Origin of the sequence: Pseudoalteromonas sp. Ps84H-4, from assembly GCF_024124645.1 — a bacterium.
Taxonomy (GTDB): domain Bacteria; phylum Pseudomonadota; class Gammaproteobacteria; order Enterobacterales; family Alteromonadaceae; genus Pseudoalteromonas; species Pseudoalteromonas lipolytica_C.
Genome location: NZ_JAMXSK010000012.1, coordinates 102,300 through 116,804 on the forward strand (window position 1 = coordinate 102,300; position 14,505 = coordinate 116,804).

Annotated in this window: 11 protein-coding genes; 5 read left to right on the top strand and 6 right to left on the bottom strand. The window is 41.2% G+C overall.

Annotated features, from left to right (window positions below; all coding sequences use genetic code 11):
* Positions 1–60: 60 nt before the first annotated feature.
* The 4 genes from NH454_RS12140 to NH454_RS12155 all read right to left on the bottom strand — a co-directional run bounded on the left by NH454_RS12140 (position 61) and on the right by NH454_RS12155 (position 6,878).
* The gene (locus tag NH454_RS12140; protein WP_253039204.1) at positions 61–2,961 is read right to left on the bottom strand and encodes a ligand-binding sensor domain-containing diguanylate cyclase; all 2,901 of its coding nucleotides are present in this window, start codon (positions 2,959–2,961) and stop codon (positions 61–63) included.
* Between the two features lie 164 nt (positions 2,962–3,125).
* Positions 3,126–3,761: a CatA-like O-acetyltransferase gene (locus NH454_RS12145; RefSeq protein WP_235403869.1), complete on the bottom strand. Its 636-nt coding sequence runs from the start codon at positions 3,759–3,761 to the stop codon at positions 3,126–3,128.
* 148 nt (positions 3,762–3,909) lie between these two features.
* On the bottom strand, positions 3,910–4,950 hold the full coding sequence (locus NH454_RS12150) for a Glu/Leu/Phe/Val dehydrogenase (protein WP_253039205.1): 1,041 nt from the start codon (positions 4,948–4,950) through the stop codon (positions 3,910–3,912).
* Between the two features lie 401 nt (positions 4,951–5,351).
* Positions 5,352–6,878, bottom strand: coding sequence for a fumarate hydratase (locus tag NH454_RS12155; RefSeq protein ID WP_054551614.1), 1,527 nt, complete (start codon positions 6,876–6,878; stop codon positions 5,352–5,354).
* A gap of 181 nt (positions 6,879–7,059) precedes the next feature.
* Between NH454_RS12155 and pabB the strand changes: the two genes are divergently transcribed.
* The 3 genes from pabB (at position 7,060) to NH454_RS12170 (ending at position 10,477) form a co-directional block, all read left to right on the top strand.
* Positions 7,060–8,403 carry an aminodeoxychorismate synthase component I gene (pabB, locus tag NH454_RS12160; RefSeq protein ID WP_253039206.1) on the top strand — a complete coding sequence of 448 codons (1,344 nt, stop codon included), beginning with the start codon at positions 7,060–7,062 and terminating at the stop codon, positions 8,401–8,403.
* A gap of 17 nt (positions 8,404–8,420) precedes the next feature.
* Entirely contained in the window at positions 8,421–8,999 is a 579-nt protein-coding gene (locus NH454_RS12165) for a CoA pyrophosphatase (RefSeq protein ID WP_253039207.1), read from the top strand.
* A 101-nt stretch (positions 9,000–9,100) separates the two neighbouring features.
* A complete protein-coding gene (locus NH454_RS12170) occupies positions 9,101–10,477 on the top strand; it encodes an L-serine ammonia-lyase (protein ID WP_062566218.1) in 1,377 nt (458 codons plus the stop codon).
* 56 nt (positions 10,478–10,533) lie between these two features.
* Here the strand turns inward: NH454_RS12170 and cysB are convergent, their stop codons facing one another.
* Positions 10,534–11,511: an HTH-type transcriptional regulator CysB gene (gene cysB / locus NH454_RS12175; protein ID WP_054551618.1), complete on the bottom strand. Its 978-nt coding sequence runs from the start codon at positions 11,509–11,511 to the stop codon at positions 10,534–10,536.
* 298 nt (positions 11,512–11,809) lie between these two features.
* Between cysB and NH454_RS12180 the strand changes: the two genes are divergently transcribed.
* Complete coding sequence (locus tag NH454_RS12180; protein WP_135924162.1) at positions 11,810–12,568, top strand: hypothetical protein; 759 nt, start codon at positions 11,810–11,812, stop codon at positions 12,566–12,568.
* A gap of 38 nt (positions 12,569–12,606) precedes the next feature.
* Here NH454_RS12180 and NH454_RS12185 read toward each other — a convergent pair whose 3' ends face one another.
* The gene (locus tag NH454_RS12185; protein WP_168246726.1) at positions 12,607–13,899 is read right to left on the bottom strand and encodes an NCS2 family permease; all 1,293 of its coding nucleotides are present in this window, start codon (positions 13,897–13,899) and stop codon (positions 12,607–12,609) included.
* Positions 13,900–14,020: 121 nt separating this feature from the next.
* Here NH454_RS12185 and NH454_RS12190 point away from each other — a divergent pair, with 121 nt between their 5' ends.
* The gene (locus NH454_RS12190) at positions 14,021–14,485 is read left to right on the top strand and encodes a sel1 repeat family protein (protein WP_054551621.1); all 465 of its coding nucleotides are present in this window, start codon (positions 14,021–14,023) and stop codon (positions 14,483–14,485) included.
* Positions 14,486–14,505 lie beyond the last annotated feature (20 nt).

The following is a 14,505-nucleotide window of genomic DNA, read 5'->3' on the forward strand; positions in this document are numbered from 1 at the left end:
CTTTAATGTGTGCAAACCAAAAAAGATCAATTGTTTGCACACTTTTTATTTTCAAAAACCTTAACTTGGTGTCATGCAACCCTTATTATGCATGAAAACCCTGTTGCGGCCGCTATTTTTAGCACTGTATAAGGCATTGTCTGCATTAGATAGTAATCGATCATAGTCAGTGACTTTTGAATTATCTGCAACACCAAAGCTCACCGTAACACATAGTCCTGTTGCGATATCAGCAAAGTCATAGTCAGCTATCTGTAAACGTATATTTTCACACAACAGTGCTGCTTGTTCAGCATTTTTGTGCGGGAATAGTAAGGTAAACTCTTCACCTCCCCATCGTGCAGCATAGCCTTCATCTGGAAAACTCATTTGTAATAATCGTGCGATTTCACAAATCACCTTATCACCGATTAAATGAGAGAAATCATCATTAATCTGTTTAAAGTGATCAATATCCATAATCGCAATACTGAGCGCTTTATCCTCATCTTGAAACTGGTTAAAGTTATTTGCTAACCAACTATCAAAGGCGCGTCTATTCGGTAATTGTGTTAATTGGTCATGGTTTGCTAAGTGGGCAAATGCATCAGCTTGTGTTTTTAGTTCATGCATTTGCTGTTCAACTTTTTCCGTTAATTCAATTTCAATTCGCTTATAGTGATATAGCCGATATTTATAAATGACATACGCGGTAAAAAGAACGGCAATTAAGATAAATAACTTAAAGCTGGTTTTTTGCCAAAAATAAGGAGCAATTTTAAAATGCAATACTTGCTCATTATTTTGCCAATCACTATTTGGGTAGCCTGCGCGCACTTTAAAGGTATATTCACCTGGCGGTAAATTTGTGTACTCGGTAATGGTCAGACGCCCCCGGTCTACCCATTGTTGATTGTACCCACTTAATTGAGTTTGATAGTTAAGCCGAGCAGGCATAATAAAACTAAGCCCTGCGTAATTAAAAGACACACGTGAGACACCTGCCGGCAAACTAATAAAATCAGTATCAGAAGTCAAAGGGATTGATTTACCATCTACCTCAAAACTTTCTATTACAGTCGACAAACGGCGTTTACTGGCCTCTTTTAAGCGCTCTGGTGCTGCAATAGCAACGCCCTTAGCGGTCGCAACCCATATTTGACCATCAGAATGTATTACCGCAGCGGGGTTTGAGCCACCATTCGCTTGCGCACTTAGCATGCCATCGCCTTCGTCATAAAGCTGCATGGAAACGTCCATTGGTTTAGCTGGGTTATCTAATAACGTATTGAGTTGTGCTTTGTTAACCTGAATGACACCGCGATTACTGGTAAGCCAAAGTGAGTTACCTTGTTCAATCACTTGGAACAGTTTATCAACTGGTAAACCTTGCTCTCGGCCAAACAAACTCATTTGATCTGTGCTGAGGTTGTAGCGAACTAGCCCTCGGTCTGTGGCGAGCCACATTTTATCGCCATCCAAATAAAAGCCGAATGCATACTCAGTGCTAAACTGATCAGGAAATTTTAATGAGCTGATTTGTCCAGAAGCTGAATCTAAGATAGATACGCCAACGCCTGTGCCAATCCAGATATTGCCATAAGCATCTTCAGCAAGGGCCATGATAAAGTCGCCAGCTAAACCATCGACTGTTGTATATGAATATGTTTGCCCTGAGGTATCTATTTTAGTTAACCCACCTGCAGTCCCAACCCACAAGTTATCAGACGAATCAAATAGCACCGCGCGAACTTCGTTACTAATAAGACCATTACTTCGATTTTTAACGGGATAAATTTTGTTATCTGCAACTTTCATTAAACCCGCAGTATAAGTACCAAGCCAAACACCTCCCTGTTTATCTTCGGTAAGGCTTAAAACTGATAAAGGGTCTTTGTCGTTAGCTTGCTCAAGCGTTGTTAACTCACCACTTTCAATACGATTTAAGCCGTTACTACTGCCCACCCACAAGCTGCCATCTGAGTGAGAGAGCACTGTACGAACATAATTTGATGCCAGGCCTCTACTCTTGTTCCAATTTGTAAAAGGGGCTTCTCTTAATCGAAATAAGCCCGCGTTAGTTCCGACCCAAATGCTTTTTTCACGATCTTGCATTAGCGATAAGATGCGATTATTTGGTAAACCATCGTCAGCGGCTAAATTTTCTAAACCCAATTCACTTAACCTAAACACCCCTTTATTAATGGTACCAAACCATAAATCACCATGTGCATCTTCAAGTAAGCTAGAGATAGATTCTTTATTAAGGACGGGGTCAACAGAAGTGAACTTGTCTTGTTGCTTTTTCCATACACCTTTTTCGGTGCCTACAATTAAGGTACCCGAATTCGTTAGTAGTAAAGTAAACACGGAGGCGTCGGGCAACCCTGAATCTCGGCCAACCTTACTAACCTTGTTATCTATAATTTGATACAAGCCATCACTGGTTGCCGCCCAAATAACGCCCTCTTGGTCTTGTAACAAGCGATAAACACTCAGTTTATCAAGTAGTTTTTGTTCAGGTGCATGCTCTGTGGCCCGATAAGCAATCCCCTCTCCTTCGAGGGCAAGCCAAATCTCACCTTGTTCAGTTATAAGTGCATGATTTATCATAGCTGACGATGTTGCTAAAGCGCGCCATTGCCCTTGAGTTCGCTGTGCAATACCACCTCGTGCACCAACTATATATAAATCACCATTATCCATCGGAATCAGGCTGCGTAATCCAGAATCAGGTAAGCCAGGAATTTCTGTTCGAGTAAAGAGTTTAAACTCGCGACCATTAAAGCGAGCAAGCCCTTCCCAAGTCGCTATCCAAATGTAACCATCTTTGGTTTGCGTTACGCCATTAATGCTATTGTGAGGAAGGCCGGCGCGAGTGCTCCAAGTCTCTGTAAAATAATCACTTAAAGAGAGGCGTGCAGAATCAGCTAAAGCGCTGAAACTCAATAAAAGAAAAATACAACTAACTACCCGCACCATAAAACTAAAACCCTGATATTTATTATCATTCTTTTCAGTGATGTAGTTTTATAGGTTCAGGGTTAAGCAAAACCCCGAATGGAACCAACTTACTTAATTAAGCGAATTGCTAAAATACTACATTAGTTGCAATTTTTACTTACTTTAATCACATTTAGCAACAATCAATTACAAAAATTTGTAATTTTTTCTTGTAGTACCTTTAAAAACTGCGCTACATGAAGTCCATCCATCAAGGCATGATGAACGTCAATCGACAGAGGCATTTTTCCAGTTTTTGAATCAAACTGGCCGAATACAAACTTAGGAATACCAAGTCCGTGACCTTCACTTACCGCATGCGAAAAACCAGTAAAGTTTAACCATGGTAGCACTGAGATATGAATTAGGTCTGGCTGCCCTTCTGTTGCAGCAAATGCATCAGAGAAAAAAGCTTGTACTTTACTGTTTTTTCCCACTTCAATAGCATGTTTAGAAAACGCTTCAATCGACGTCTGTTTTTCAAAATAACTAAATCGGAACGTATCATCATCAGCAAGCTCAACCACACTCCCTCGTACCGATGACAGTTGTACCGGTAGAGAATCTATAATACGTTGCCGCATTGGGGCGTAGTCATGACACGCTTCCAAAGTCAGGTATACATATGTATGAAAAAATGAGTACGGCGATTTTTTACATTTTTCATAAAGCGCAGCCATATCAAGCGAAACACAGACATTAAAATAAGGTAAAGAAAATTCACTGAAAAAAGCAAAATGTTGCTTTCGAGGCCAAGAATCTAAATCAATCGGTGTGATTTCACAAAGTGCTGTATCCATAAGAGACCCTCGAAGATTAAAAATCGAGTTTAACGAGTTAAAATGGCTTCGTCACTTAGTTGCGACAAATTACGAGCACAAAAAAAGGTGCGACCTGCGCACCTTTTTGAACAACTAATTTAATTAATTATAAACCGTTTTCGATGATTTCTAATGCTAGTTCATCGGCAATTAAATGTGTTGATTTTTGTTCTTTCTCTGAGCGAGCAAAGATTTCAGTTAAGGTATCGTAAATACCTTCAACGTGCTTAGTTGAAGCTTCTGCACTATAACCTTCTGGCGCAGTTTCGTAATAAACGTTGATGATACCACCTGCGTTAATTACGTAATCTGGTGCGTATAAGATACCTTTTTCGCGGATGATCTCACCGTGACGAGACTCTGCTAATTGGTTATTCGCACAACCTGCAATAATTGTTGCTTTTAAACGCGGGATAGTCGTGTCATTTACCGTTGCGCCAAGTGCACATGGTGCATACACATCAACATCTAAGTCGTAGATTTCATCAATACCCACAGCCGTTGCATTGAAGTCATTTACAACACGCTCAACAGCTTGCTCATTGATATCTGTTACAAATAATGTTGCGCCCGCTTCATGTAGGTGTTTACAAAGGCCATAAGCTACTGCACCTAAACCTTGCACGGCTACTTTGATACCTGCAAGGTCTTGATGACCTCGTTGATGTTGTAAAGCTGCTTTAATACCTAAGAATGTACCATACGCTGTGAACGGTGAAGGGTTACCACTTTTACCTTCAAGGCCTAATACATAGTTAGTTTCTTTATTCATGATAGCCACATCATCACAAGTGATGTTTACATCTTCAGCTGAATAGTAGCTACCGCTTAAACGCTCTAACTGGCGACCAAATGCACGGAAAAGTTGCTCTGATTTAATTTCTTTAGCATTACCGATGATCACTGACTTACCGCCACCAAATGGTAAACGTGCCACAGCATTTTTGTAGGTCATACCTTTTGATAAACGAAGTGCATCAGTAACAGCATCTTCATCAGTTGTGTAGTTCCACATTCTGCAACCACCAACCGCTGGACCTAACTTGGTATTGTGAACCGCGATAATAGCTTTTAGGCCTGATTCTTTATCTGAACAAAACACCACTTGCTCGTGGTTATCAAAGTCGACTTTATTAAATACAGCCACAGTAAAATACTCCGAAATTTTCTTACCCTAAGGGGTGTGAGCGCTGAAAGTGCCGAGACTTTATCACTTCGTTTGCTCCCTTGCCACTAAATGAGATGATAAAACTAAGCAAAGTTCTCAGGCCGAAATAACAACTCAAAAAATAACACTTTATGGAAAAAATATACCAATCAATGTACGCATTAAGCATTGTTAATTCAAAACAAAATATTAACATTACAAACTTTATTACGTGAACGTAAAGGTAAAGTATAGCGTAAAGAAAAAGTGACAAGAAAAATGTGCCGATCAAGCCAAGTAAAATCGGCTTTTAAAGAGATGTTAGAGAAATAGCTGAGACTGGTCAGAGCTGAAAAAAAACGGCGCAGGTGCGCCGTTTTTTTAAGAGAGTTGCAAGATGGTTATTTTAATTTGCCATCAAGCTCTTCGATTTTTGCTTTCCAAATAGCAGGGCCTTGCGTATGCGCATTGGCGCCTTCACTATCAACAGCAACCGTTACTGGCATATCTTCTACTTCAAACTCGTAGATTGCTTCCATACCTAAATCTTCGAACGCAACAACACGTGCTTTCTTGATTGCTTTAGATACAAGGTAAGCTGCACCACCTACTGCCATTAAGTAGATAGATTTATTGTTTTTGATTGATTCAACTGTTGCAGGACCACGCTCTGCTTTACCAATCATACCGATGATGCCCGTTTTTTCTAACATCATATCAGTGAATTTATCCATACGAGTCGCAGTTGTAGGGCCAGCAGGACCTACCGCTTCATCACCCACTGCATCAACAGGGCCAACGTAGTAGATAAACTTGTTATCAAAATCAACGCCTTCAGGTAACCCTTCACCTGATTGGATCATATCTTGTAGGCGTTTATGTGCTGCATCACGACCCGTTAAGATAGTACCAGACAGAAGAACCGTTTCACCCATCTTCCATTCTTGCGTGTCTTCTTTAGTCAGTGTGTTTAAATCAACACGACGTGTACCTTCACCTACTTCAAATGTAACTTCTGGCCAATCTTCAAGTTTAGGCGCTTTAAGATCAGCTGGGCCTGAACCATCTAATGTGAAGTGAACGTGACGAGTTGCCGCACAGTTCGGGATCATAACCACTGGTTTTGATGCTGCGTGAGTCGGTGCCGTTTTAACTTTCACATCAACTACGGTTGTTAAACCACCTAGGCCTTGTGCACCAATACCTAATTTATTAGCACGTTCGAAGATATCGATACGCATTTTTTCTTCAGTTGTTTCTGCGCCGCGCTCAATCAGCTCGTGAATATCAACCGGATCCATTAATGATTCTTTAGCAAGTACCGCAGCTTTTTCTGCAGTACCACCAATACCTATACCTAGCATGCCAGGTGGACACCAGCCCGCACCCATTGTTGGTAATGTTTTTTCAACCCATGCAGCCACATCATCAGATGGGTTAAGCATAACCATTTTCGTTTTATTTTCTGAGCCGCCGCCCTTCGCTGCCACCATAACTTCTACTTCAGCGCCTGGCACTAAGTCGATATGAACAACTGATGGAGTATTGTCTTTGGTGTTTTTACGCGTACCAGCTGGATCTGCAACAATTGATGCACGTAACGGGTTATCTGGGTTTAAGTATGCGCGACGTGTACCTTCATCAACCATTTGCTGAACAGTCATGTCTGTTTTATCCCACTTAACATCCATACCTACTTTTACGAAACAAGTAATGATACCTGTATCTTGGCACAGTGGACGTTTACCTTCAGCAGACATACGAGAGTTAATTAAAATTTGCGCAATGGCATCTTTTGCCGCTTTGCTTTGCTCTTTGTTGTAAGCTTTTTCTAAGGCTTGTACGAAATCGAGAGGGTGATAAAAAGAAATGTATTGCAATGCATCTTCAATGCTATCAATGAAGTCTTGCTGACGAATTGTACTCATTACGGGTTCCTTAAGTTTTTATCGCGTAGCGCTGTACGTGATCCTGAGTAAACCGGTGACGAAGATTTACTCTACGGGTTAGTCATGGCATCACTATAAAGGAAATCATAACGCTGCCAATCAAATTTAACTTATGATACCCTCCTCGCCCGTTTCGGGCTAGTTATTCAGGGCAATGTAGATGATAAACGATGAAAATTTGTGCATTAAATTAGATTTAAGTGGTGATTGCATCGCGCTATTTAGTCATTTTGCTCATTTGCCCCATGCCGTGTTGCTCGATTCAGCCAATAGCGAGCATGTAAATAGCCGCTTCGATATCATTGCTATTGCACCATTAAAGCAATTAGAAGTGCGCGAAAATGCATGCTTTATCGACGGCAAAGCACAATCAAGTGATTGTTTTAGCTTGATGAAAGAAGGTCTTCAGGAATTTAATCACACAGCTAACCCTAATAACCTACCCTTTACAGGTGGATGGCTTGGCTATTTTGGTTATGACTTAGGTCGTGTGATTGAAAGTATGCCAAGTACTGCCGAAAACGACATTAACATGCCGCAAATGGCTGTAGGCCTTTATCCAGATGCTCTTATTTATGATAAGCAACAGCAAAGCTGGTTTTACGTCTGTCAGCCAAATCATAATCGCTTAGCGCTATATCAGCAGCACCTAAACGAAACACCAGCAAGTGCAGAGTTCGCGCTACAAAGCGACTGGCAATCAAACATGGGTCAAGCCAGCTACAGCGAAAAGTTCGAGAAAATTCAAGCTTATTTAAAAAGTGGTGACTGCTACCAGATCAACCTTGCACAGCGTTTTAAAGCTGAATTTTCAGGTTCAACATGGCAAGCATATAAACAACTTCGAGAAGCCAATAAAGCACCATTTTCAAGCTATATAAATCACCCTGATGGCGCTATTTTATCTATTTCACCAGAGCGTTTTATTTCGATTAATCAGGGCCAAATAGAAACCAAGCCAATTAAAGGAACGCTCCCTCGTTTGGCTGACTCTGAACAAGACCAAGCGCAAGCAACTCGATTACAGCAATCAGAAAAAGACCGCGCAGAAAATGTCATGATTGTTGATCTGCTGCGCAACGATTTAGGCAAAGTGGCTCGTCCAGGTAGTGTCACCGTCCCCTCGTTATTTGCCATTGAAAGCTTTCCGGCTGTGCATCATTTAGTAAGTACTGTGCGCGCAGAGTTAGCAGATGGCAAAGATGCCGTTGACCAAATTCATGCCGCTTTCCCGGGTGGTTCAATTACCGGAGCGCCGAAAATTCGCGCTATGGAAATCATAGAAGAGCTCGAGCCGCATCGCCGTAGTGTGTACTGCGGCTCAATTGGCTATTTAAGTGCCTGTGGAAACATGGATACCAGTATCACAATTCGTACTTTAGTGTGCCACAAAGGTGCAATCTATTGCTGGGCTGGCGGTGGCATTGTGGCTGATTCAAAGGTCGACTTGGAGTACCAAGAAACTTACGATAAAGTAAATAAGATACTGCCTTTATTAAAGTAAAAGTTGAAGTAACTACCTTGAATAGCCAACAAATAATTGCCCGTTTTAGTTTAAGTCAAACTACAGAGCGCCCAGCTACCATTCGCTTTAATGCCGAAAAGCGAGCTAGTGCCGTAATGTTACCTCTGCTTGATGTTAACGACGAAGTGCATTTATTGCTGTGCAAGCGACCTAGTTATTTACTTCATCACCCAGGGGAGATTTGCTTACCAGGTGGAAAGTATGAAGAGCAAGATGACACGTTACTGCACACAGCCCTTCGAGAGCTCAATGAAGAGCTTAATATTGGCAAACATCAAGTGACTGTCCACGGTAAATTACATCAGTACGCGACCCTAACCGGTTTCACTATTGAGCCTTTTGTGTGTGTACTTAGCGAAGGCACAACATGGCAAGCAGATCCCAATGAAGTTGCTGCCAGTTTTTTACTGCCCTTATCTTACTTAAGTAATCAACAAAATTGGCAACCCCTCCCCTTTGAGCGAAATGGTAAAACCATTACTTTGCAAGGCTTGATGACCCCGCACGGTCTGCTTTGGGGAGCAACAGCCAGCATTATTAATAACTTTATCAAACAGCTCGCCCTACCAGTTTAATTATCCTGCTTTTAGGGTTACACAGGCACGTTTAAACGTTATCATGTGGCACCGTTCAAAGGCAGGTAGTATGCCGTTAATAGAAAAATGAGTAGCAAATTATGATCAGTGCATTCGATATGTTTAGTATTGGTATTGGCCCATCGTCATCTCACACAGTTGGCCCAATGCGCGCTTCGCGTTTATTTGTAAACGAACTAGAAGAAAAAAACTTACTTGCAAACGTTACCGATATTAAAGTTGAGCTATTTGGTTCATTAGGCCAAACGGGCATTGGCCATGGCTCTGGTAAAGCTGTGATCTTAGGCCTTGCCGGTTATGATCCAGAAACCATTGATGCTGATTTAGTCGACGATATCCTCGCGAAAATCGAAAAAGAGCAGGTTATTTATTTAAACCAAAGCCATAAAGCCAATTTCCCTAAGCAAGGTGCGATTGTATTTCATCGTCGTAAAACATTACCAAAACATTCAAATGCAATGGAAATCATTGCCAGCCAAAATGGCGAAAAGTTATTCAGTAAAGTGTATTACTCAATCGGTGGCGGCTTTATCGTGAGTGATGATGAGTTCGAGAACGAAAAACAAAAAGCACTCGAAATCCGCGAAGAAAACCCAGCGCCTTATCCGTTTAACACGGCAAAAGAGCTGTTAGAACTTTGCCGTGAGTCAGGTTTTAGTGTATCAACGCTTATGATGCACAACGAAAAAACCCTGCGCAGCGAAAAAGACATCAAAGATGAGCTGTTTAATATTTGGCAAGTTATGAAAGCCTGTATTGAGCGCGGTATGCGTACAGAAGGTATCTTACCAGGTGGTTTAAAAGTAAAACGTCGCGCCCCTAGTTTACACCTTAAATTAAATATTGAGGTAAACAACGACCCATTACGTGCTATGGATTGGGTTGATTTATTTGCCCTTGCAGTAAACGAAGAGAACGCTGCTGGCGGCCGTGTTGTTACCGCACCAACCAATGGTGCTGCAGGTATTTTACCAGCGGTATTAATGTATTATCACACGTTCATTAAGGAAGTAGACCGTGATATCGCGACTCGTTACTTATTAACGGCGGCAGCAATTGGTATTTTATATAAAAAGAATGCGTCAATTTCGGGTGCTGAAGTAGGTTGCCAAGGTGAAGTGGGCGTTGCTTGTTCAATGGCAGCGGGTGCACTAACTGAAATCATGGGTGGTAATGTTGTACAGGTTGAAAACGCCGCTGAAATTGGCATGGAGCACAACCTAGGCTTAACCTGTGACCCTGTTGGCGGCCTTGTACAAGTACCGTGTATTGAACGTAATGCGATGGGCTCAATTAAAGCAATTAATGCGTCACGCCTTGCAATGCGTGGTTCTGGCGAGCAAAAAGTGACCCTTGATAAGGTAATTAAAACCATGCTCGACACAGGTAATGATATGAAAACGAAATATAAAGAAACCGCTCGCGGTGGCTTAGCAGTTAATATCATCGAGTGTTAATTTACAGCACGTTTTGAGCATAATAAAAAAGCCGCTTCAAAGCGGCTTTTTTATCTTTATTTTACTGGTAACTCAATGTTTTCGAAGAGCTTATCAACATCTTCTTGGTTACGTAATAAGCTTGCTCGTTCAACCAGTTCTTTCGTTAAATGCGGTGCAAAACGCTCAATAAAATCATACATGTAGCTGCGTAAAAAGCTGCCTTTTCTAAAACCAATTTTAGTGGTGCTCGCTTCAAATAAGTGGCTTGCATCAATACACACTAAATCAGTATCTGTTATTTGATCAATCGCCATAGACGCTACAACACCTACACCCAGACCTAAACGAACATAAGTTTTGATTACATCAGCATCTGTTGCAGTAAATACAATATGCGGCTCAAGTCCATGTGCATTGAAAGCTTTATCTAATTCAGAACGACCAGTAAAACCAAACACATAAGTAATAAGTGGGTATTTAGCCACATCGGCAACCGTTAAATTATCAGCCTTTTGCGCAAGCGGGTGTGTTTTTGCCACAACAATACTGCGATTCCAGTGATAGCACGGCAACATAACTAAATCAGAATATAAATGCAGCGCCTCAGTCGCAATGGCAAAATCAGCATCACCGCGTGCTGCCGCATCAGAAATTTGCTGTGGCGTACCCTGATGCATGTGCAAAGACACTGCCGGGTACTTTTTCATAAAGCCTTGAATAACATTCGGTAATGCGTAACGCGCCTGAGTATGAGTGGTGGCAATATTAAGTTTACCTTGATCAGGCAAGGTATGCTCATTGGCAACCGCTTTAATACCTTCAACTTTCGACAGTATTTCTCGTGAAATATTAATAATTTCGTTACCGGCACTGGTTACATGGGTAAGGTGTTTGCCACTGCGGCCAAAGATCTGTACACCCAATTCGTCTTCAAGCATACGAACTTGTTTCGAGATCCCCGGTTGCGAGGTAAATAAACTTTCTGCTGTCGCAGAGACATTTAGTTTATGATTTTGGACTTCGACTATATATCTGAGTTGTTGTAGTTTCATGGCTGCATTGTAAACGTTGTTATTGTTTATTTATAAAGGCTGCAAAGCGCAATGCCAAGCGATATTTCATCGCGCTATACATTTATATCGATTGTTTCTAAGGCTAACACATTAAATTACTGCTCGGTAGCCGTGTTTACTCGCAAAATATTCAATAAAGATGCTGCTTTAACGCTATACTCATTAAAAAGTAGTAAACATCAGAAGTTTATTCTAGATAAGTAACCGCAAAACTATCCAGATCTAATCTTTTTAATGTAAGATAAAAAAATTAGATAGTTAAAACTGAGATTTAGTAATGATTGTTTCTATCATCATCATGCTCATTGTTGCATTAATCGTAATCGCACTGTGGGTAAGTGCTGTGCAGCAACACAAAGAAAAACAAGAAGCTGAGCGCCGCAAAGAACTAACAAAACAAAAAAAAATTATCGAAGAGGCAGAAGATGTACTTCTTAACAGTACGAACATCCCTATGTCTGAAAACACCTTACGCATTATTCAACGACGTATTTATGATGCACTAGCAAGCATGGTGCAACTTTCGCCAAACTCAAGAGAATTAAAAAATCGTTTAAAAGAATCAAAAGAACGCTTAACCGCTCCTCTCGAAGTCAACAACACAGAAGCGTTAGTATTACCAGATAACGACAAACAACTTATTTCACTTATCCAGGGTATAAAGAAACTGCGTACCTTACTTCGCTCTGAACATGGTAAAGGCAAAGTCGATAGCCAAGTTTTTGTTGCCGAAGATAAACGTCTGGAAAAACTTCAATTACGTATTAATGTCGAAAGCCAAATTAAGCGAGGTATGTCTGCTCGCTCTGCCAATATGGTTGGCTCTGCGAGACAATACTTTGAAAAAGCACTCGCAACACTATCATCTGTTAGTTATAGCGATGAATATGTTAATAGTAAAAAACAAGAAGTTGAGAATTACTTAGAAGCGATAAGCTCTGAACTGAAAGCATCTAATGCAACGTCACTTAAGAAAAAAGCAGAGCAAGAGCAAGACGACTTAGACGTGTTATTCGCACCAAAGAAAAAGTGGTAAACCACTTTTTCTTTGTGCTTTCTTTATTTAGTTGGTGTTTAAGATAAAAACGCGAACTTAACAATAAACAATGCTGTTAACACCCACACACTAATACTGATTTCATCTTTTTTACCACATACCAACTTCACCGCAGTATACGAAATAAAACCCAGTGCGATACCGTGCGCAATCGAGAAAGTTAACGGCGTCATTAATAATACCACGCTCACTGGAATGGCATCTGTCATATCATCCCAATTTACCAGCTTTAAGTTTTGCATCATTAAAACAGCAACATACAAAATCGCACCTGCCGTTGCATACGCAGGGATCATCCCGGCTAGTGGTGCAAAGAACATCATTAACAAGAAACAAATACCCACAACAACAGCTGTAAGACCTGTACGACCACCTACAGACACACCCGCTACAGATTCAATGTATGACGTTGTCGTTGAAGTACCAAGCATTGAGCCTGCAATCGTTGCTGTGCTGTCGGCACTTAACGCACGACCTAGGCGTGGCATTTTACCTTGCTCATCAGCAAGACCTGCCTTTTGCGTTACAGCAACCAAGGTGCCTGAAGTATCAAACAAATCAACAAATAAGAAGGCAAAGATTACCGTTAACATTGAAATTTCTAATGCTGCAGCAAAATCCAGTTGCATAAAGGTTGGCGCAATTGAAGGTGGCATTGAAATAATCCCTTGATACTCCACAAGGTCTAAGCCAAGGGCGATAGCCGTAACCAATAAAATGCTAATTAGCACGCCGCTTTTCATGTCGCGGTATAGAAGAGCCGCAATAACAAAAAAGCTAAAGATAGCCAGTAAAGGACCAGGAGCTGTGATATCGCCTAACTGCACTAAGGTTGCAGGACTTGCTACAATAATACCGGCATTTTTTAGTGCAATAAGCGCTAAGAAAGCACCAATACCTGTGGCAATCGCACGCTTTAATACCAGAGGGATCGCATCAATGATCCACTCTCGCACCTTAAATAGGCTTAAACACAAAAATATACAGCCAGACATAAATACTGCACCAAGTGCGGCTTGCCAAGTGTAGCCCATACCAAGCACTACACCATAGGTAAAGAACGCGTTTAAGCCCATACCCGGTGCCAGTGCTAATGGATAGTTTGCCCATAAGCCCATGATAAAACAACCAATTGCAGCAGCAATACAAGTTGCTACGAATGCGGCACCTTGATCCATTCCCGCTTCTGCAAGCATTGCAGGGTTAACAAATACAATGTAAACCATGGTAATGAATGTTGTGATGCCAGCAATAGTCTCGCGGCGCACAGACGTGTTATTTTCAGTGATTTTGAAAAGTCTTTCGAACATGTTTAACTTTAAGTTGAGATTAATTGGCTAATTTTATCATATTTTATCTCAATAAGAGGACATTTTACCTTGCAATGTTCTAAACTAATAAGGTCTTTTATTTCAAGAAAATAACTAAACTATGTCTGATAATTCGCCAGTAGGCTTAGATTTAGAGCAACAGCTTGATAATGTACTTGCCTTTATAACCCAACCCGATAAAGGGTCGGCGCCAAATAAAAGTACTCAATCTGTTGAAAACGTACTAAACAAAGCTTTGTATTATTTAAAAAATGAACAGCCTCCCCTTGCTGCCAAATGGATGCGCTTAGCAGCTATGGCGGGCAACCATAGGGCGCAATTTTATATGGGGCTGTTTTTCATCAAAGGGCAAGGTGTTCCACATAGTGTTTTTCATGGCGCAGTGTGGCTAAGTCTGGCCAGTAGCCAAGGTTATGAACCTGCAACGGCTGCACTTGATGATCTTCGAAAACACATCAGTACGCGCAGATTACATGATGCGCAAAGCTATGCAGCTACTCTATATGAACAAATCCACCAGCAGCAATTTGCACATTTAATTCCTCGCGATCCTGACGCAAGCTAACACGCGTCAGGTTCTACAAC